The 19,873-nt window shown below is 67.7% G+C and carries 17 protein-coding genes and 1 pseudogene; 6 read left to right on the forward strand and 12 right to left on the reverse strand.

What is annotated here, in order from left to right:
- The first annotated feature begins 129 nt into the window (after positions 1–129).
- Positions 130–627, forward strand: coding sequence for an Lrp/AsnC family transcriptional regulator (locus AC1VNX_RS20370; protein WP_483158830.1), 498 nt, complete (start codon positions 130–132; stop codon positions 625–627).
- Here AC1VNX_RS20370 and AC1VNX_RS20375 read toward each other — a convergent pair.
- The 7 genes from AC1VNX_RS20375 to scpA are packed head-to-tail and all read right to left on the reverse strand — an operon-like array spanning position 617 to position 9,483.
- The gene (locus tag AC1VNX_RS20375; protein ID WP_483158832.1) at positions 617–1,105 is read right to left on the reverse strand and encodes a VOC family protein; all 489 of its coding nucleotides are present in this window, start codon (positions 1,103–1,105) and stop codon (positions 617–619) included. The two genes, AC1VNX_RS20370 and AC1VNX_RS20375, sit on opposite strands and share 11 nt — an antisense overlap.
- On the reverse strand, positions 1,102–2,133 hold the full coding sequence (bioB, locus tag AC1VNX_RS20380; protein ID WP_483158834.1) for a biotin synthase BioB: 1,032 nt from the start codon (positions 2,131–2,133) through the stop codon (positions 1,102–1,104). Before bioB ends, AC1VNX_RS20375 begins: the two co-directional genes overlap by 4 nt.
- Positions 2,133–4,181, reverse strand: a complete 2,049-nt coding sequence (gene accC / locus AC1VNX_RS20385; protein ID WP_483158835.1) for an acetyl-CoA carboxylase biotin carboxylase subunit — start codon at positions 4,179–4,181, stop codon at positions 2,133–2,135. Before accC ends, bioB begins: the two co-directional genes overlap by 1 nt.
- 20 nt (positions 4,182–4,201) lie before the next feature.
- A complete protein-coding gene (locus AC1VNX_RS20390) occupies positions 4,202–5,746 on the reverse strand; it encodes an acyl-CoA carboxylase subunit beta (protein WP_019653176.1) in 1,545 nt (514 codons plus the stop codon).
- A gap of 43 nt (positions 5,747–5,789) precedes the next feature.
- Complete coding sequence (gene meaB, locus AC1VNX_RS20395) at positions 5,790–6,788, reverse strand: methylmalonyl Co-A mutase-associated GTPase MeaB (protein ID WP_483161992.1); 999 nt, start codon at positions 6,786–6,788, stop codon at positions 5,790–5,792.
- A 47-nt stretch (positions 6,789–6,835) separates the two neighbouring features.
- On the reverse strand, positions 6,836–7,309 hold the full coding sequence (locus AC1VNX_RS20400; protein WP_019653178.1) for a GNAT family N-acetyltransferase: 474 nt from the start codon (positions 7,307–7,309) through the stop codon (positions 6,836–6,838).
- Between the two features lie 11 nt (positions 7,310–7,320).
- Positions 7,321–9,483, reverse strand: coding sequence for a methylmalonyl-CoA mutase (scpA, locus tag AC1VNX_RS20405; RefSeq protein WP_483158838.1), 2,163 nt, complete (start codon positions 9,481–9,483; stop codon positions 7,321–7,323).
- A gap of 128 nt (positions 9,484–9,611) precedes the next feature.
- Between scpA and AC1VNX_RS20410 the strand changes: the two genes are divergently transcribed.
- Positions 9,612–10,253: a GntR family transcriptional regulator gene (locus AC1VNX_RS20410; protein WP_483158840.1), complete on the forward strand. Its 642-nt coding sequence runs from the start codon at positions 9,612–9,614 to the stop codon at positions 10,251–10,253.
- Positions 10,254–10,309: 56 nt separating this feature from the next.
- Here AC1VNX_RS20410 and AC1VNX_RS20415 read toward each other — a convergent pair whose 3' ends face one another.
- From AC1VNX_RS20415 to AC1VNX_RS20430, 4 genes and pseudogenes are all read right to left on the reverse strand, one after another.
- Positions 10,310–11,095 (reverse strand): IclR family transcriptional regulator, encoded by a 786-nt coding sequence (locus AC1VNX_RS20415; protein WP_483158842.1) that lies wholly within the window; start codon positions 11,093–11,095, stop codon positions 10,310–10,312.
- Positions 11,096–11,262: 167 nt separating this feature from the next.
- A pseudogene (gene dusA, locus AC1VNX_RS20420) lies at positions 11,263–12,288 on the reverse strand (tRNA dihydrouridine(20/20a) synthase DusA); the annotation flags it as partial.
- Positions 12,289–12,312: 24 nt separating this feature from the next.
- The gene (locus AC1VNX_RS20425; RefSeq protein ID WP_483158844.1) at positions 12,313–13,140 is read right to left on the reverse strand and encodes an AraC family transcriptional regulator; all 828 of its coding nucleotides are present in this window, start codon (positions 13,138–13,140) and stop codon (positions 12,313–12,315) included.
- 28 nt (positions 13,141–13,168) lie between these two features.
- Positions 13,169–13,954, reverse strand: coding sequence for an acetoacetate decarboxylase family protein (locus AC1VNX_RS20430; RefSeq protein ID WP_483158846.1), 786 nt, complete (start codon positions 13,952–13,954; stop codon positions 13,169–13,171).
- A gap of 230 nt (positions 13,955–14,184) precedes the next feature.
- Here AC1VNX_RS20430 and AC1VNX_RS20435 point away from each other — a divergent pair, with 230 nt between their 5' ends.
- Complete coding sequence (locus AC1VNX_RS20435; protein WP_483158848.1) at positions 14,185–14,589, forward strand: response regulator; 405 nt, start codon at positions 14,185–14,187, stop codon at positions 14,587–14,589.
- 1 nt (position 14,590) lies between these two features.
- On the opposite strand, the gene AC1VNX_RS20440 is transcribed toward AC1VNX_RS20435, so the two are convergent.
- Positions 14,591–15,532, reverse strand: coding sequence for a GntR family transcriptional regulator (locus AC1VNX_RS20440; protein WP_483158850.1), 942 nt, complete (start codon positions 15,530–15,532; stop codon positions 14,591–14,593).
- Between the two features lie 168 nt (positions 15,533–15,700).
- Between AC1VNX_RS20440 and aptA the strand changes: the two genes are divergently transcribed.
- Genes aptA through AC1VNX_RS20455 form a run of 3 tightly spaced genes read left to right on the forward strand, consistent with a single transcriptional unit; the run spans position 15,701 to position 19,856 of the window.
- Positions 15,701–17,056: an omega-aminotransferase AptA gene (aptA, locus tag AC1VNX_RS20445; RefSeq protein ID WP_483158852.1), complete on the forward strand. Its 1,356-nt coding sequence runs from the start codon at positions 15,701–15,703 to the stop codon at positions 17,054–17,056.
- A 45-nt stretch (positions 17,057–17,101) separates the two neighbouring features.
- Entirely contained in the window at positions 17,102–18,199 is a 1,098-nt protein-coding gene (locus tag AC1VNX_RS20450) for a C45 family autoproteolytic acyltransferase/hydrolase (protein WP_483158854.1), read from the forward strand.
- A 46-nt stretch (positions 18,200–18,245) separates the two neighbouring features.
- On the forward strand, positions 18,246–19,856 hold the full coding sequence (locus tag AC1VNX_RS20455; RefSeq protein ID WP_483158856.1) for an ABC transporter substrate-binding protein: 1,611 nt from the start codon (positions 18,246–18,248) through the stop codon (positions 19,854–19,856).
- The last annotated feature ends 17 nt before the right edge of the window (positions 19,857–19,873 follow it).

Genomic DNA, 19,873 nt, shown 5'->3' on the forward strand with positions numbered 1-19,873 from the left:
TGTCTTGAGTTCTGGCGCCCGATGTCAGAGTGGTTTCAGGGCGCCCGTCATGGTATGAAAGCCGCCTCGCCGCAGCCATGCAAATTTCATGGTTCTGCGCCCTCCACACCGTCGATTTGAAGGAGTTGCATGGACTTTTCCTTGAACCCCGCCCTGGACGCCCACGACACCCGAATCCTCGCCGAGCTGCAGGCCGATGCGCGCCTGACCATGGCCGAACTGGGCCGCCGCGTGCACCTGAGCCAGCCGGCCGTGACCGAGCGCGTGAAGAAACTGGAGGCGGCCGGCGTCATCAGCGGCTACCGCGCCACCGTCAACCTCGGCAAGCTGGGCTACGGCATCCGCGCCATCATCCGCGTCGGCCGCGCCGACTACGACCTGGTCGTGAAGCTGGTGCAGGAGACACCCGAATGCGTCAATGCCTACAACGTGACCGGCGAGGACAGCTGGATCCTCGAGATCGCGGTGATCGATGTGAGCCACCTCGACGCGGTGGTCACCAAGTTCTGCATCCTCACCGAGACGGCGACCTCGATCATCCTGAACCCGGCGCGCGAGCACCAGCCGATGCTGCCGCCGCGCAGTTCGGACGTGAAGCCGCCGATCAGGAAAGTGCTCAACGCGTAGCGGCAAGCGCGCTGAAAGCCGCCACCACCTCGGGCGGCGCCTGCACCATCTCGATCAGCACGCCCTCGCCCGCGATCGGAAACTCGTCGTTCGCCTTCGGGTGCAGGAAGCAGATGTCGAAGCCGGCCGCGCCCTTGCGGATGCCGCCGGGCGCGAAGCGCACGCCCTGCGCGGTGAGCCATTCGACGGCCTTCGGCAGGTCGTCGATCCACAGGCCGACGTGGTTCAGCGGCGTGGCGTGCACCGCCGGTTTCTTCTCGGGGTCCAGCGGCTGCATCAGGTCGACCTCGACCTTGAAGGGCCCGGCGCCCATCGCGCAGATGTCTTCATCCACGTTCTCGCGCTCGCTCTTGAACGTGCCGGTGACCTCGAGCCCCAGCATGTCGACCCACAGCTTCTGCAGCCGCAGCTTGTCGGGTCCGCCGATGGCGATCTGCTGGATGCCCAGCACCTTGAAGGGACGCGCGTCGGCGGTCATGCTGCGCACCCTTCTTCCGCCTGCTCCTGCACCTGGCGCGAATTCAGCCCCAGCTTGCGCAGCAGCACCGTGTCGGCCTCGACGTCGGGGTTGCCGGTGACCAGCAGCTTGTCGCCGTAGAAGATCGAGTTCGCGCCGGCCATGAAGCACAGCGCCTGCACCGCGTCGCCCATCTGCTGTCGGCCGGCCGACAACCGCACGCGCGCGGTCGGCATGGTGATGCGCGCCACCGCGATCATGCGCACGAAGTCGAACGGGTCGACCGGCTCCGAGTCGGCCAGCGGCGTGCCGGGCACGCGCACCAGGCTGTTGATCGGCACCGATTCCGGGTACGGATTCAGGTTGGCCAGTTGCGCGATCAGCCCCGCACGGTGCACCGGCTGCTCGCCCATGCCGACGATGCCGCCGCAGCACACGCTGATGCCGGCGCTGCGCACGTTGGCCAGCGTGTCGAGCCGGTCCTGGTAGGTGCGGGTGTCGACCACGTCGGTGTAGTACTCGGGCGCGGTGTCGAGGTTGTGGTTGTAGTAATCGAGGCCGGCGGCCTTGAGCTGGTGCGCATGGTGCGGCTCCAGCATGCCGAGCGTGGCGCAGGTCTGCATGCCCAGCCCCTTCACGGCCTCGACCAGCACGGCCACCTTCTCCACGTCGCGGTCCTTCGGGGCGCGCCATGCGGCGCCCATGCAGAAGCGCGTGGCGCCGGCGTCCTTGGCGGCCTGCGCGGCGCGCACCACCTCCTCGACCTCCATGAGCTTCTGCGCCTTCACGCCGGTGTCGAACTCGGCCGACTGCGGGCAGTAGCCGCAGTTCTCGGGGCAGCCGCCGGTCTTGACCGACAGCAGCGTTGCCAGCTCGATGTCGCCTTCGGGGAAATGCTGGCGGTGCACGGTCTGTGCCTCGAACAGCAGGTCCATCAGCGGCTTGTCGAGCAGCGCCTGGATCGCCTCCACGGACCAGGGGCCCTGCGGCGCCGCGACCTTGGCCGGGCGATGCAGTGTGACCGCCTGTTGAAAGTCGTTGGCACCCATCAGTTGAACTCCAGAATGATCTGATCAACGGCGAGCGATTCGCCCTTGTTCGCCGAAATCTTGCCCACCACGCCGTCCTGCGCGGCGAACAGCACGTTCTCCATCTTCATCGCCTCGATCACGGCCAGTTTTTCGCCAGCGCGCACCTGCTGCCCCGGCTGCACCGACACCTCCACGAGCAGGCCCGGCATCGGCGACATCAGGAACTTGCTCAGGTCCGGCGGCGCCTTGTAGGGCATGAGTTCGAGCAGGCGCGCGCCCAGCGGCGACATCACCATCGCCTCGATCTGCGTGCCGTCGTGCGACACGCGCAGCGCCAGCGGGCTCTTGCCCGCGCCGCGCTCCACCTGGGCGGTGAAGGGCCTGTCGTTGACAGTGCCCTGCACCCGGATCGAGCCCAGCGCGAGGCTGCTGTCGATCTTGTAGCTCTTGCCGCCCACGGTCACAGAACTCGCGCCGGTCTTGCCGTGGAAATCGGTGACCGAGACCGGGTGATGCACATGCTTGCCCTCGTGCCCCAGCTCGACCACCACGAACTGCTCGCCCACCTTCACGCCGTGGCCTTCGAGCTGCCCGCTGATGCCGGAAGCCCGCGCGCGGTAGCGGCGATGCACATACGCCGCCAGCGCGATCAGAAACGAAGGATCGGTGTGCGGCACGTCTTCCGCGTGGAAGCCCTTGCCGTAGTGCTCGGCGATGAAGCCGGTGTTGAAGTCGCCCGCCACGAACTTCGGATGCGCCAGCAGCGCCGCCTGGAACGGGATGTTGCTGCTGATGCCTCGGATCACGAAGCCGTTGAGCGCCTCGCGCATGCGGGCGATCGCGTGCTGGCGGTCCTTTCCGTGCACGATGAGCTTGGCGATCATCGAGTCGTAGTACATCGGGATCTCGCCGCCCTCGTACACGCCGGTGTCCACGCGCACGCCGTTCAGGCGCTGCGTGTCGCTCGCGAACATGGTTTCGCCCGGCGGCTGGAACTTCACCAGCCGGCCGGTGGACGGCAGGAAGTTGCGGAACGGGTCTTCCGCGTTGATGCGGCACTCGATGGCCCAGCCGTCGCGCTTCACCTGCTCCTGCGTGAGCGGCAGCTTCTCGCCGGCGGCCACGCGGATCATCAGCTCCACCAGGTCGAGGCCGGTGATGCACTCCGTCACCGGGTGCTCCACCTGCAGGCGGGTGTTCATCTCGAGGAAGTAGAAGCTCTGATCCTTGCCGACCACGAACTCCACCGTGCCCGCGCTCTGGTACTTCACGGCCTTGGCCAGCGCCACGGCCTGCTCGCCCATCGCCTTGCGCGTGGCGTCGGAGATGAAGGGCGACGGCGCCTCCTCGATCACCTTCTGGTGGCGGCGCTGGATCGAGCATTCGCGCTCGTTCAGGTAGATGACGTTGCCGTGCGAATCGCCCAGCACCTGGATCTCGATGTGGCGCGGCTCCTCCACGAACTTCTCGATGAACACGCGGTCGTCGCCGAAGCTGTTGCGCGCCTCGTTGCGGCACGAGGTGAAGCCCTCGAAGGCCTCCTTGTCGTTGAAGGCCACGCGCAGACCCTTGCCGCCGCCGCCGGCCGAGGCCTTGATCATCACCGGGTAGCCGATGTCCTTGGCGATCTCGACGGCGCGCTCGGCCGTCTCGATGGCGTCGTTCCAGCCCGGAATGGTGTTGACCTGGGCCTCGTTCGCGAGCTTCTTGGAGGCGATCTTGTCGCCCATGGCCGCGATCGAATAGTGCTTGGGCCCGATGAAGGCGATGCCCTCTTCCTCGACCTGCCGCGCGAAGGCTTCGTTCTCAGAGAGGAAGCCGTAGCCCGGGTGCACGGCCTCAGCGCCGGTCTTCTTGCAGGCCGCGATGATGCGGTCGGCCTGCAGGTAGCTCTCGCGGCTGGGCGCGGCGCCGATGTGCACGGCCTCGTCGGCCAGCTCGACGTGGCGGGCTTCCTTGTCGGCGTCGGAATAGACGGCGACGGTCAGGATGCCCATCTTCTTGGCCGTTTGAATGACGCGGCAGGCGATTTCGCCACGGTTCGCAATCAGGATCTTCTTGAACATGTTCTTCTTCTCCGTGCCCGTCACAGGGGGATGTTGCCGTGCTTGCGCCACGGGTTCTCGAGCTTCTTCTCGCGCAGCATCACCAGCGAGCGGCAGATGCGCTTGCGGGTCTCGTGCGGCAGGATCACGTCGTCGATGTAGCCGCGCGCGCCCGCCACATACGGGTTGGCAAAGCGGGCCTTGTACTCGGCCTCGCGGGCGGCGAGCTTCTCCGGATCGTTCTTGTCCTCGCGGAAGATGATTTCCACCGCGCCCTTGGCGCCCATCACCGCGATCTCGGCGCGCGGCCAGGCGAGGTTGACGTCGCCGCGCAGGTGCTTGGAGGCCATCACGTCGTAGGCGCCGCCGTAGGCCTTGCGGGTGATGACGGTGATCTTCGGCACCGTGCATTCGGCGTACGCGTAGAGCAGTTTGGCGCCGTGCTTGATGATGCCGCCGTACTCCTGGCCGGTGCCGGGCATGAAGCCGGGCACGTCGACGAAGGTGACCACGGGAATGTTGAAGGCGTCGCAGAAGCGCACGAAGCGCGCGGCCTTGATGCTGCTCTTGATGTCGAGGCAGCCCGCGAGCACCAGCGGCTGGTTGGCGACGATGCCGATGGTCTGGCCTTCCATGCGGGCGAAGCCGATCACGATGTTCTTCGCGTAGTCGGGCTGCAGCTCGAAGAAGTCGCCGTCGTCCACCACCTTCAGGATCAGTTCCTTGATGTCGTAGGGCTTGTTCGGGTTGTCGGGCACCAGCGTGTCGAGCGAGTAGTCGAGCCGGTCGGCCGGGTCGCCCAGGCCGTTGTTGCCCAGGCGCACCGGGGGCTTCTCGCGGTTGTTCAGCGGCAGGTAGTTGTAGAGGCGGCGCAGCATCATCAGCGCCTCCACGTCGTTCTCGAAGGCCATGTCGGCCACGCCGCTGCGGGTGGTGTGGGTGATGGCGCCGCCGAGCTCCTCGGCCGTGACGCTCTCGTGCGTGACGGTCTTCACCACCTCGGGGCCGGTGACGAACATGTAGCTGGAGTCCTTCACCATGAAGATGAAGTCGGTCATGGCCGGCGAGTACACGGCGCCGCCGGCGCAGGGGCCCATGATCATGCTGATCTGCGGCACCACGCCCGAGGCCATCACGTTGCGCTGGAACACGTCGGCATAGCCGCCGAGCGAGGCCACGCCTTCCTGGATGCGCGCGCCGCCCGAGTCGTTCAGGCCGATGACCGGTGCGCCGACCTTCATGGCCTGGTCCATCACCTTGCAAATCTTCTCGGCGTGGGCTTCGCTGAGCGCGCCGCCGAAGACGGTGAAGTCCTGGCTGAACACGAACACCAGGCGGCCATTGATCATCCCGTAGCCGGTGACCACGCCGTCGCCCGGCACCTTCTGCTCCGCCATGCCGAAGTCGACCGAGCGGTGCTCGACGAACATGTCCCACTCTTCGAAGGTGTTGTCGTCGAGCAGCAGCTCGATGCGCTCGCGCGCCGTGAGCTTGCCCTTGGCATGCTGCGCGTCGATGCGCTTCTGCCCGCCGCCGAGACGCGCCTGGGCGCGACGCTTTTCGAGTTGTTCGATCAGTTCTTGCATGGTGTGCTTTCGAAGCTGTGGTCCTGGATTGCGTGTCTTGTCTTCATGGTCTGGCCGCGATGGCGGCCGCGGCGAGCAGGTTGCGCGCGGCCGTGGAGGCCGGCAGCGTGCCCTGCGCCACTTGCTGCGTGAGCTGCGGCAGCAGTTCGCGCACCTGGGGGTGATGCCTGAAGGCCTGCTTGAGGCCGGCGTCGATGCGCTCCCACATCCACGCGGTGGCCTGCTTCTCGCGGCGCTTCGCAAGCCTGCCGTTGGCGGTCTGCAGCTGCCTGAACTGCGTGACTGCCTCCCAGAAGGCGTCGACGCCCGTGTTGGCCAGCGCGCTGAGCTGCAGCACCTTGGGCAGCCAGAAGCGCACCTCGGCGCCGCTGTGCGCGTCGTGCGCGGCATGCGCGTGCTCGGGGTTGCCCTGGTGGCCGAAGAGCCGCAGCGCCGAGGTGATCTGCGCCTGGGCGCGGGTGGCAGCGTCCTTGTCGAGGTCGGCCTTGTTGATGACGACGAGGTCGGCCAGTTCCATCACACCCTTCTTGATGGCCTGCAGGTCGTCGCCCGCGTTGGGCAGTTGCAGCAGCACGAACATGTCGGTCATGCCGGCCACCGCGGTTTCGCTCTGGCCCACGCCGACCGTCTCGACGATCACGATGTCGTAGCCGGCCGCTTCGCAAACCAGCATGGCCTCGCGCGTCTTCTCGGCCACGCCACCCAACGTGCCGCTCGACGGACTCGGGCGGATGTAGGCGCGCTCGTTCACCGAGAGCCGCTCCATGCGCGTCTTGTCGCCGAGGATGGAGCCGCCCGAGACGGTGGACGAAGGGTCGATGGTGAGCACGGCGACGCGGTGCCCCTTGCCGATCAGCAGCAGGCCCAGCGTCTCGATGAAGGTCGATTTGCCGACGCCGGGCACGCCAGAAATGCCGAGCCGGAAGGAATTGCCGGTGCGCGGCAGGAGCGCCGTGAGCAACTCGTCGGCCTGCGCGCGGTGGTCGCCGCGCGTCGATTCGAGCAGCGTGATGGCCTTGGCGATGGCGCGCCGCTGCGGCATGCCTTCGGTGCCGGCAATCGCGCTTTCGAGGGCCTGTGCCTTGTCGCTCAGCACGCAGCCTCCGACGCCACGCGCCAGCGGTAATGCAGGTCGACGCCCTCGCCGCCTTCGAGCACGAAGCCGTGGCGCAGGTAGAAGCGGTTGGCGTCGCTCTTCACGAGCGCGGTGAGCTTGATGTCCAGCCGCTGCTCGCGCGCCTGCGACTTGGCCCATTCGAGCACCCATTCGCCGATGCCCAGGCCCTGGAAGCCGGTGCGCAGGTAGAGATGGTCGAGGCGCAGCGCGTCGCTGTCCTCGGGCTTGAGCGTGACGAAGCCGATGCGCTGGTCGCCGTCGAGCACGATGTGGTGCATGTAGGGCACCACGAAGCCCGCGCTTAGGCGCTCGCGCGAGCGGGCCACGTCGAAGCGGCCCACGCGCTCCAGGCTGGGGCGCATCGCGTCGATGCGCAGGGCCAGCATGGCCTCGAAATCGCTGGAATCGACCGGCTGCAGCGACAGCCGCGACAAGAGATCGCTCACGACGGCGCGCCTCAGGCCGTGACCGCCGCGCGAATCTGCTCCAGCACGTCCTTGGCGCTGGCCGGAATGGGCGTGCCCGGTCCGTAGATGCCCTTGACGCCGGCCTCGTAGAGAAAGTCGTAGTCCTGCCGCGGAATCACGCCGCCGACGAACACGATAATGTCGTCCGCGCCCTGCTTCTTGAGCTCATTGATGATGGCCGGCACAAGAGTCTTGTGGCCGGCTGCGAGCGTGCTCACGCCCACTGCATGCACGTCGTTCTCGATGGCCTGGCGCGCGCATTCCTCGGGCGTCTGGAAGAGCGGCCCCATGTCCACGTCGAAACCCAGGTCGGCAAATGCCGTGGCCACCACCTTCGCGCCGCGGTCGTGGCCGTCCTGCCCGAGCTTGGAGATCATCACGCGCGGACGGCGGCCCTGCTCCTCCGCGAAGGCGTTGATTTCGGTCTTGAGGGCTTCCCAGCCTTCGGCGGAGTCATAGGCAGCTGCGTACACGCCGGTCACCTTCTGTGTGTCGGCGCGGTGGCGGCCGAAGGACTTTTCGAGCGCGTCGGAAATCTCGCCCACCGTGGCGCGCAGGCGCACGGCGTCGATGCTCAGCGCCAGCAGGTTGCCGGTGTTGCTCTCGGCGGCCTCGGTGAGCGCGTCGAGCGCGGCCTGCACCTTGGCACCGTCGCGCGAGGCGCGGATCTTCTGCAGGCGCGCGACCTGCTGTTCGCGCACCTTCACGTTGTCGATCGAGAGGCTGTCGATCGCGTCTTCGTTCTTGAGCTTGTACTTGTTGACGCCGACGATCACGTCCTTGCCCGAGTCGATGCGCGCCTGCTTCTCGGCGGCGGCCGCCTCGATCTTGAGCTTGGCCCAGCCGCTGTCGACAGCCTTGGTCATGCCGCCCATGGCCTCGACTTCCTCGATGATGGCCCAGGCCGCATCGGCCATGTCCTGCGTGAGCTTCTCCATCATGTAGCTGCCGGCCCAGGGGTCGATCACGTTGGTGATGTGCGTCTCTTCCTGGATGATGAGCTGCGTGTTGCGCGCGATGCGGGCGCTGAATTCGGTGGGCAGCGCGATGGCTTCGTCGAGCGCGTTGGTGTGCAGGCTCTGCGTGCCGCCGAACACCGCCGCCATCGCCTCGATGGTGGTGCGCACCACGTTGTTGTACGGGTCCTGCTCGGTGAGGCTCCAGCCGGAGGTCTGGCAGTGGGTGCGCAGCATCAGGCTCTTGGGGTTCTTGGGCTCGAACTCCTTCATGATGCGACACCACAGCAGGCGCGCGGCGCGCATCTTGGCGACTTCGAGATAGAAGTTCATGCCGATGGCCCAGAAGAAGCTCAGGCGGCCGGCGAAGCCGTCGACGTCCAGGCCCTTGGCCAGCGCGGTCTTCACGTATTCCTTGCCGTCAGCCAGCGTGAAGGCGAGCTCCAGCGCCTGGTTGGCGCCGGCTTCCTGCATGTGGTAGCCGCTGATCGAGATCGAGTTGAACTTCGGCATCTTCTGCGCCGTGTACTCGATGATGTCGCCGATGATCCGCATGCTCGGCGCTGGCGGAAAGATGTACGTGTTGCGGACCATGAACTCCTTGAGGATGTCGTTCTGGATGGTTCCGCTGAGCTGGTCCTGCGCCACGCCCTGCTCCTCGGCCGCAACCACGTAGCCCGCGAGAACCGGCAGCACGGCGCCGTTCATCGTCATGGACACGCTCACCTTGTCGAGCGGGATCTGGTCGAACAGGATCTTCATGTCCTCGACCGAGTCGATGGCCACGCCGGCCTTGCCGACGTCGCCGGTCACACGCGGGTGGTCGCTGTCGTAGCCGCGATGCGTGGCGAGGTCGAAGGCCACGCTCACGCCCTGCCCGCCGGCGGCCAGCGCCTTGCGGTAGAAGGCGTTCGACTCTTCTGCGGTCGAGAAGCCGGCGTACTGGCGGATGGTCCAGGGGCGCACCGCGTACATGGTGGCCTGCGGGCCGCGCAGGTAGGGCTCGAAGCCGGGCAGCGTGTCGGTGTACTTCAGGCCCTGCAGGTCGGCGGCGGTGTACAGCGGCTTCACCGTGATGCCGTCGGGCGTGATCCAGTTCAGCGCGCTCACGTCGCCGCCGGGTGCGGACTTGGCTGCGGCCTTGGCCCAGGCTTCGAGGTCGGCTTGCTTGAAAGAGGGTTCGGGTTTGCTGCTCATGAAGGGGCCGTTCGCAGAGTCTTGCAGGGTGTTCGCAAATTCGCCTGCAGGGATTTGCAAGCCGGCCGCGAGTCTAACCGATCCATAATTATTAATTCAAACGCCATTTTTGAAGTACAGTCCGGCCCATGTCCGCCGTCACCCTCACCCCCCGCGCCCTCTATGAAGAGGTCGCCGAACTGCTGCGCCAGCGGATCTTTCGCCGCGAGCTGGAGCCCGGCAGCTGGATCGACGAACTCAAGCTGGCCGAGGAATACGGCATCAGCCGCACCCCGCTGCGCGAGGCGCTGAAGGTGCTGGCGGCCGAGGGGCTGGTGACGATGAAGGTGCGGCGCGGCGCGTACGTGACCGAGGTGTCGGAGCAGGACCTGACCGACGTGTACCACCTGCTCTCGCTGCTGGAGAGCGACGCCGCCGGTGTGGTGGCCGAGCGCGCCACCGACGCGCAGCGCGCCGAGCTGAAGGCGCTGCACGCCGAGCTGGAAGCAGCAGCCTCACCCGAGAACCGGGAGCACTTCTTCGCCCTGAACGAGCGCTTTCACATGCGGCTGCTGGCCATCGCCAACAACAAGTGGCGCGACCAGATGGTGGCCGACCTGCGCAAGGTGATGAAGCTCAACCGGCACAACTCGCTGCTGAAGGCCGGCCGCATCGGTGAGTCGCTGGCCGAGCACCGCTCGGTGATGGCCGCCATCGAAGCGCGCGACGCGGAAGCGGCCATGGCCCGGATGCGGGAGCACTTCAAGAACGGGCTGGAAGCGGCGAACTAGGTCCGCCCCCAGGCTTGCGCACTTCGTGTCGTTTCCACACCCGGACAGGGTCCAGGTCAATCTATGTTGAGGGTGCCGGTTTCGTTGGCCAGGTGTTGGGCGGTTTCCAGCAGCATGGGGGCGATGCGAGTGACCATCGTGTCCTTGGGCAGCAGGTAGGCGGGGCCGCCGCAGCTCACGGAGTAGCGTTCGCCGCGCGGGCCTTCCAGCGCGAAGCCGATGGCGTGGAGGTGGGGGTTCCACTCGCCGAAGGAGCCGCAGTAGCCGAGGCGGGCGTACTCGTCGAGGCCAGCCATCAGGCTCGACTCGATGGCCTTCCAGTTCTCCCCGCTCTCGGCGCGGATCTGGTCGAGCAGCTCGGCCTGCTCGGCCGGGGGCAATGCCGCCAGATAGGCGCGGCCGCCGGCCGAGGTGGCGATGGCCATGCGCGTGCCAACCTCGATGCGGGAGCTGATGACCATGGAGCGCGGCCGCAGCGAATCGATGACCAGCATGTCGAGCTCGTCGCGCACGCCAAGGTGCACGCTCACGCCGGCCGCCTCCGAGAGCGCCGCCAGATGCGGCCGCGCCACGGTGCGCAGGTCGAAATGGCGCAGGTAGCGGCTGCTCATGTCGAGCAGCGCAGGACCAAGGCTGAAGCGCTCGCTGTCCTGCGACTGTCGCAAATACCCCGCACTCACCAGGGTTGCGGTGAGTCTCGACACCGTGGCCTTGGGAATGCCGGTGGTGTCTGCCAGTTCGCGATTGCCTATCGGTGCCGAGGCCATGCCAATGACTCTCAGGAGAGCCAGTCCTCTGGCGAGCGCACTTACTTCTTCTTTGCCGCCAATCGCGTCACTCATGTATCCAAACCTTTTTATGTCCCTGATGTCCTCATTTTTCAGCAAAAAACGGTTGACGCGCCACTTATCGTGAAGTAGCGTTTTTCGGAACAACGTTTCAGGAAAGGCTTGGTGAACGATCGCGGCTCCTGAGGCCGGATCGGAAGAGGCGCGCCCGGCGCCCCGATTCAGGCCGCGTGAGCAGCCGCAGGCTCGCGTGCCAGCGCCATGACTTCGTGCGCGGGCAGCGTCTTGAGCCGATGGTCGCTCCAGACCTGCCGCCAGCGGCGCGCACCCGGCAGGCCGTTGCGCAAACCCAGCATGTGCCGGGCGATCGGCCACCAGTGCGTGCCGTGCCCGGCCGCCTCGCGGGCCATGTAGTCGCACATCAGCGACTCGACCTCTTCGCGCGTCAGCGTCTGCTCGCCGGCGCCGAAGAACTCGGCGTCCCACTCGGCCAGCCACCAGGGGTTGTGATACGCCTCGCGCCCCACCATCACGCCGTCGAGCAGGCGCAGATGCTCGTGCACCTGTGCGTTGACCGTGATGCCGCCGTTGATGGCGATGTGCAGGTCGGGAAACTCGTGCTTCAGCCGGTGCACCAGCTCGTAGCGCAGCGGCGGAATCTCGCGGTTCTGCTTCGGGCTCAGCCCCTGCAGCCACGCATTGCGCGCGTGCACGATGAAGGTTCTGCAGCCAGCCTCGCTCACCTGGCCGACGAAGTCGCGCACGAATTCGTAGCTCTCGATCTTGTCGATGCCGATGCGGTGCTTGACAGTCACCGGAATGCCGACCACGTCGACCATCGCCTTCACGCAGTCGGCCACCAACTGCGGCTCGTTCATGAGGCAGGCACCGAAGGCACCGCGCTGCACGCGCTCGCTGGGGCAGCCGCAATTCAGGTTGATCTCGTCGTAGCCCCACTCCTCGCCCAGCTTCGCACAATGCGCCAGGTCGGCCGGCTCGCTACCGCCCAACTGCAGCGCGACGGGATGCTCCTCGGTGTTGAAGCGCAGGTGGCGCGGCACGTCGCCGTGCATCAATGCGCCGGTCGTGACCATCTCGGTGTAGAGCAGCGCGTGGCGCGAGAGCAGGCGATGGAGGTAACGACAGTGCCTGTCGGTCCAGTCCATCATAGGTGCAACGGAGACGACCTTCTCTTCCAAAACGCGGGATTCCTGTGGTTGGCGGCGGGGCCCAAGCCTCGATCGGGCCGGGCTGGCAAGCCCGCTAGTTTCTCACGCGCCCCTTTCCACGCGCTCCCGCCCGGCCATGTAGTTCCCCGGCGTCACTCCGAAGCAGCGGCGGAACCAGCGCGAGAAGTGCGCCTGGTCGGTGAAGCCGCATTGCGCCGCCGCCTCGGCCGCCGCGTGGCCTTCGCGCAGCAGCGCCTTGGCGCGGCCGATGCGTGCGAGCCGCGCATAGTGGGCCGGCGTCATGCCCACGGCCATCCGGAACAGGCGATGGAAATGCTCTCGCGACACGCCCAGCCGCTGCGCCAGCCCGGCCGGATCGATGCGGCAGGCGTCCTGCGTCGCCAGCGCCTCGCAGACGGCTTCGACGCGCGCATCGCCCGCGCGGCGCTCGACCGGCACCAGTTCGCCATCGGCCTGCGCGCGAAGAATGCTTTCCAGCAGCCGGCCGACCTGTGCACCGTCTTCCGCCTGCGCGGCGGATGCCAGCGCCTCGGCCATGGCCGCGTCGTGCCACACGCCCCGTCGCAGAGTGCCTCGCAGGCCCGCTGGCCACCCGAGGCACCCGCTCGCCCAGGCGTGCGGCACGTAGAGCATCACCATGCGAAAGCCCTGCGCGCTCACGCCGGCGGTATGCAGCATGAAGGGCGCCATCAGCACGATGTCGCCGGCCTGCGCCTCCTGCCGCTCGCCGGCGCAGGTGAATTCGCAGCGGCCCTCGAGAATGGCGCCCACGCTCCACTCCGCGTGCCAGTGCAGCTCGAAGCGCGCCTTGGGGTCGGCTGCGAACATGGCTTCGATCTGCGCTCCGCCTTCCATCGGCAGGCCGATCACGTGCGAAGCCGGCGGGTTCGAGGGCAAGGTGCGGGTCATCCCGCGAAGGGTAGCGCGGACGGCCGCGTCACACGGCGATGGCACCGCGCACGGTGATGCCCATCCAGCCGGCGCTGGCGGCTGTGGCCTCCACGGGACCGAGCGATGCCAGCTCCTCGACCGGATGTTCGTGGAACTGCAGCGTCGCGCTGCCGGCCGTCCAGCCGGGCTCGACGCGGTCGATGATGTCGGCGCGCAGGTAGCGCGGCACCGCCGCGATGCCCGGCTGCGTCAGGTCGGGCCAGCCGGTGGCGCCCACGGTCGGCGCGGACAGAAAACCCAGCCGCCCCGTCTGCTCGCCCGACAGCGTGACCGTCGCATCCACCAGCCTGCGTTCCTTCACGCTGAGGCTCGCGCCGAGCTGGGTCCCCGCCGCGAGCGGCGCAGCCGCCGGATGGATCAGCGGCATGCTGCGCGTGAGCCAGGTCTGGCCGATCTTCTTGGGCCAGCCCTGCAGCCAGCCGCGCAGCAGCGAGATGTCCTGGTCGACGTAGATCAGCGGGCAATAGAAAGAACGGGCATTGCCGCCGCGCTTCTTCTGCTCGATTTCGAGCACCACGATGGTCTCGCGGTACTGCGCGTACACCGGGTCGAGAAGCTCACGGCCGTCGTCGCCGCAGAACTGCCAGTCCGCGAAATGGACGCAGCCCTTGCCGGTGGCCGAGCCCAGCTCGGCCGGCACCAGCACGTCACCGCGCGCGGCGTCGAACTCGAAGGCGACGTTGACGAGCCAGCCCGCGTAGTGCCAGGGCGGCGCCTGCACCAGCGCGCTGCGGCCGGAGGATGTGAAAGGAGGCGTAAAAGATTGCGGCATGGCCATACGGTGCGGGCGGAGTCGTGTTGATGAAGACCGCTCCACGATATGGCCGCCCATGCCGCCGCGTCTTGTACGCCAGTGATCCCGCAAGCGCAGCGTTCTACGGCAGATGAAGGCGTTGTCCGACTCGACACGCCGCCCCGGCAGGGACAATGCCCGCATCGGCCCGAGACAAGCCGGCAAGAGCAACGAAGACAGCACAGAACGAGAAGCACCGACTGCGAACAATGACCCGCATCTACCTGATTGAAGACAACCCCCTGATCGCCACCACGCTGACCGACGGCCTGCAGGAGTTTTCCGACTGCGACGTGATCGGCACCGCCACCACATCGGTCGGCGCCATCGACTGGCTCAGGAAGAACCCCGAGGAATGGGACGCGGCGGTCATCGACATCTTCCTGGCCGAGGGCAACGGGCTCACCGTTGCGCAGTACCTGCAGGAGCACAAGTCGCCGGCGCAGCGCACGGTGGTGCTCATGAACCACGCCACGTCCGAAGTACGCGAAGGCGCTCTTTCCGCGGGCGTGGACGCTGTGTTCGACAAGTCGCTGGAGCTCGAAGCCTTCTACGACTTCTGCAGGGCGCTGAACATCTCGCCGCGCCGCAAGCTGAACGCCGCAGCAGGGTAAGTCAGTCGCCCAGCACGCCCGTCACCCGCTGTTCGACCAGGTCGCTGGCGCGGCTCAGGTGCCGGCGCATGTGCCCGGCGGCGGCTTCCAGGTCGCCACGCTCCACCGCATCGAGGATTTCCAGGTGCTCGTGGCAGGACTTGTGCAGCAGGTCGATGTTCACCAGCGGATAGTCCGACAGGTCGGACATGCGCCGCAGCCGGTTCTGCTGCTGCACCGCGTCGAGAAAGAAGCGGTTGCCCGAGGCACTGGCCAGCAGTTCGTGGAACTGCGCGTTGGCCTCGAAGAAATCCATCCATGAATGGCGCGAGGCTTGCGCGAGCAGTCCCTGCTGGCGCTCGCGGCAGGCGCGCAGCCGCTGCAGGTCGGCTTTGAAGCCCGGCTCGCGCAGCCCGGCGCATTCGACGGTCAGGCGAAACCGGTAGCTCTCGCGCTCGCTCTCGACCGAGTCCAGCGTCTCGGTGAACTCCCAGCGCTGGTAGTGGCGCCCGCGCAGCACACCGTCCTGCAGCAGCGTGGTGAGCACGGTGCGCAGCAGCGGGCGCGGCACGGCGTAGGCCTGCGCCAGTTCCAGTTCGTTGACGCGCGTGGGCAGCTTGCCGGCCAGGCGGTCGCGCAGCAGGCGGTAGTAGAGCGTCTTCTCCTCGTCCTCGGGCATCTCGCGCCGGGCCTTGGTCAGTGCCTGCCGATCGGCGACCAGGGTATAGCCGCGGTTCGGCGTGTGCGCCAGCAATGCCCGCTCGTGCAGGAAGCGCAGCGCCGCCCGCACCGGCGTGCGCGAGATGCCGAGCCTGCCGGCGAGCTCGGCCTCGGTGAGGTGGCTGCCGTTCTCGTAGCCGCCGGCCAGCGCCTGGTCGAGCACGTAGCGGCTCACGCGCTGGACGAGCGGAGCGACCGACGCAATGGGCGATGCAGGGGTCTTGTCGTCCTTCTGGTATGCCATCCAGGGGTTCTCCGGAATCGCGGGGCTTGGGCGCCGATCATCGCCCGGGTTTTGTATTTTTGGTCCTGAAAAACCATGTACATCTCGCACCAAAAATACAATTTGAGTTTCAAGATCGGCCCCACGACGACCCGAGAGCCGGGTCGCTTCCCAACGGAGAACCATCTCGTGGCCCTTGCCGACACCCTCGCCTCCCCCGCGTCGCTCGACGCGTTCTGGATGCCCTTCACCCCCAACCGCAAGTTCAAGCAGTCGCCGCGCCTCATCGTCGGCAGCGAAGGCCTTTATTACGACCTGGCCGATGGCCGCCGCGTGCTCGACGCCATCGCGGGTCTGTGGTGCGTGAACGCCGGGCATCGCCACCCGCGCGTCAGCGCCGCGATGAAGGCGCAGATCGACGTGCTCGACTACGCCTCCAGCTTCCAGATCGGCCACCCAGCCGCCTTCGTGCTCGCGCAGCGCCTGGCCGAAATGGCGCCAGCCGGCATGAACCACGTGTTCTTCACCAACTCGGGCTCCGAGTCGGTCGACACGGCACTGAAGATCGCGCTGGCCTATCACCGCGCACGCGGCGACGCGGGCCGCTACCGGCTCATCGGCCGCGAGCGCGCCTATCACGGCGTGGGCTTCGGCGGCATCTCGGTGGGCGGCATCGGCCGCCAGCGCAGCACCTTCGGCCCGCTGCTCAACGGCGTGGACCACCTGCCGCACACGCACGACCTGGCGCGCAACGCCTTTTCGCGCGGTGAACCGGCGCACGGCATCGACAAGGCCGACGCGCTGGAGGCCATGCTCGCGCTGCACGACGCCTCGACCGTGGCCGCCGTCATCGTCGAGCCCGTGGCCGGCTCCACCGGCGTGCTGCCGCCGCCGCGCGGCTACCTCAAGCGCCTGCGCGAGATCTGCGACAGGCATGGCGTGCTGCTGATCTTCGACGAGGTCATCACCGGCTTCGGCCGGCTGGGCACCAACTTCGCGGCCGACCTGTTCGGCGTGACGCCCGACCTCGTCACCACCGCCAAGGGCCTGACCAACGGCGCGGTGCCCATGGGTGCGGTGCTGATGCGCGACGAGGTGCACGACGCCTTCATGCAGGGCAGCGTGAGCGGCATCGAGCTCTCGCACGGCTACACCTACTCGGGCCACCCGCTGGCCTGCGCGGCGGCGATGGCCACGCTCGACGCCTACACGCAGGACGGCCTGATCGCCCAAGCGGCGGCCACCGCGCCCTACTTCGAGGAATGCCTGCACACGCTGCGCGGTCTGCCGGGCGTGATCGACGTGCGCAACGTCGGCCTGCTCGCCGGCGTCGAGCTGCAGCCCTGGGCCGAGGGCGCGGGCACCCACGCGCAGGCGGTGGCCCAGCACTGCGTGGGCCAGGGCGGCGTGCTGGTGCGCTCGGTGGGCGACACCATTGCGCTGTCGCCGCCCTTCACGCTGGAGCGCCGGCACGTCGACCAGATCGTCGACAGCCTGCGCGCAGCCATCGCTCAGACCGCCCGGCCCACCGACGCCCCGGCCTGAAGCACACAAGCACCATACACCGAACAAGGAAAGCACCGGACCGACATGGACATCGAATCGTTCCCCCTCTACGACATCGAAGGCGACGCCCGCCAGTGCGGCCAGCAGTACGGCCGCGCGGCAGGCGAGCGCATCGACCTGAGCCTGCGCACCTACCGCGCCGCCTTCGAGCGCGTGGGCCTGAGCTGGGACCGCACCCGCGCGCTGGCGCGCCGCTTCATGCCGGTGATCGAGAACTTCGACGCCGGCATGCTGCGCGAGATCGAGGGCGTGGCCGAAGGCGCAGGCGTGCCGCCCGAAGACATCGTGGCGCTGAACGCGCGCAGCGAGATGCTCTACGCCTTCCAGCAGCTCGAAGCCACCGAGCCGCCCGACGGCTGCACCGGCGTGGTGGTCATGCCCTCGGCCTCGCGAGAGGGCCGGCTCATCCACGCGCAGAACTGGGACTGGCGCGTGGAAAGCCTGGAGCTGGGCATCGTGCTGCGCATCCAGCCCGCCAAGGGCCCGTCGATGCTGACCTTCGCCGAGGCCGGCACGCTGGCGCGCGCCGGCCTCAACAGCGTGGGCATCGCCGTCACCGGCAACTTCATCAAGGCCGACAGCGACGGCAGGCAGCAGGGCGTGCCGCTGGCGCTGATCCGCCGCGGCATCCTGCAGTCGGAGCTGTATGCCAACGCGCTGGGCGTGGTGTGCCGCACCGCGCGCTCCATCTCCAACAACATGATCGTCACCCACGCCGAGGGCGAGGCCGTGAGCCTGGAGACCTGCCCCGAGCAGGTGTTCTGGCAGCAGCCCGAGGGCGGCATCCTGGTCCATGCCAATCACTTCAAGACGCCGGCTGCGCTCGCGCGCGTGGTGGACCGCAGCCTGGAGACCACGCCCGACTCGCTCTACCGCGACCGCCGCGTGACCGAGGCACTGCACAACCGGCGCGCCGCCGGCCTGCTCGGCGAGCAGGACGTGATCGACGCGCTGCAGGACCGCTTCGGCGCGCCGCGCGCCGTGTGCCGCAGCCCCAGCGCGGGCCCCGGCGGCGCCTCGTCGGCCACGGTGGCGACCATCGTCATGGACCCGGCGGCACGGAAGATGCGCATTGCACCGGCACCCTTCAAGGAACACCGCTTCACCGAATATTCCCTCTGAGTCCGACCGCTCTATCGACCGCCCAGCCCATGCCAGGAGTGTTGCCATGAAAGTCCCCGTTCCCCCTTCCCGCCCACCTTCCGCATCGACCGCATCGAGATTTGCCGCCCTGGCGCTGGGCCTGGCTGCCGCGGCCGGCGCATCGGCCCAACCCGCCGTGGGCGCGGGCCAGACGCTGCGCATCCAGATCAACTCCGACATCCGCAGCACCGACCCCGGCGGCAACCGCGACGACAACACCGACAACGTGCTGCTGCACGTGGCCGAAGGGTTGGTCGCACTGCGCGAGGACACCTCGGTGGGCCCGATGCTGGCGAGCAAGATCGACACCTCGGCCGACGGCCTGACCTACACCTTCACGCTGCGCGACGGCGTGAAGTTCCAGAACGGCGCCACGCTCACGGGCGACGACGTGGTCTGGAACTGGCAGCGCTACCTCAAGCCCACGAGCGGCTGGCGCTGCCTGCCCGAGTTCGATGGGAAAGGCATGACCAAGGTGCTCTCGGTGGAGGCGCCGAACCCGAAGACGGTGGTGTTCAAGCTGGAACGCGCAAGCGCCCTCTTCCTCACGATGATGGCCCGGCCCGACTGCGGCGGCGCCGCCATCCTGCACCGCAGCTCGGTCGGCCCCGACGGCCAGTGGAAGGAGCCCGTGGGCACCGGCCCCTACAAGCTCAAGGAATGGAAGCGCGGCCAGTACGTGGAGCTCACGCGCTTCGACGGCTACACCCCCCGCGCCGAACCGCGCGACGGGCTGGCCGGCGGCAAGAAGGCCGAGATCGAGAACCTGCGCTTCGTCGTCATTCCCGATTCCGCCGCCGCCAAGGCCGCGCTCTACAGCGGCGGCATCGACGCATTCGTCAACCCCAGTCCGGCCGACGTAGTCGAGATGCGCAAGCGCTCCGACGTTCTGGTCGACACCACGCCGGTGATGTCGATGGTCGCGCTGCTGCTGCAGACCAACGACCCGGTGCTGAAGGACGTGCGCATCCGCCGCGCGCTGGCGCTGTCGCTCGACACGCCCGAGATCGCGCGCTCCGTCACCGAGGGCCTCTCGCCAGTCAACAACTCGGTGGTGCCTTCTTCCAGCCCCTACTACGACGCGGTGCAGGCCGGTGGCTTCAAGCGCGACATCGCCGCCGCGAAGAAGCTGCTGGCCGAGGCCGGCTACCGCAACCAGCCGATCCGCATGATCGCCAACAAGCGCTACGAGGCGCTGTACTCGGCCGCCGTGCTGGTGCAGGCCATGGCCTCCGAGGCGGGCATCAACATCGAACTGGAGGTGCTCGACTGGGCCACCCAGCTCGACCGCTACACCAAGGGCCAGTACCAGAGCATGGCCTTCATCTACTCGGCGCGCATCGATCCCTCGCTCAACTTCGAGATGGTGTCGGGCGACAAGGCCGCGCAGCCGCGCAAGGTCTGGGACAGCGCCTACGGCCAGGCGCGGCTGGCCGAATCGATGGTCACGCGCGACAAGGCGCGCCGCCAGGTGCTGTTCGACGAGATGCACAGGCAGATGCTGCAGGACGTGCCGATGATCGTGCTCTTCAACGCCAGCGACGCCACCGCCATGCGCAAGAGCGTGACCGGCTTCAAGGGCTGGGCGCCGGCCAAGCCCAGGTTCTGGAACGTGCGGCTGGCCGCCGCCGGCTGAACGGAGCCGCGCAAGCA

This window comes from Variovorax sp. TLI9-5A, from assembly GCF_056867935.1.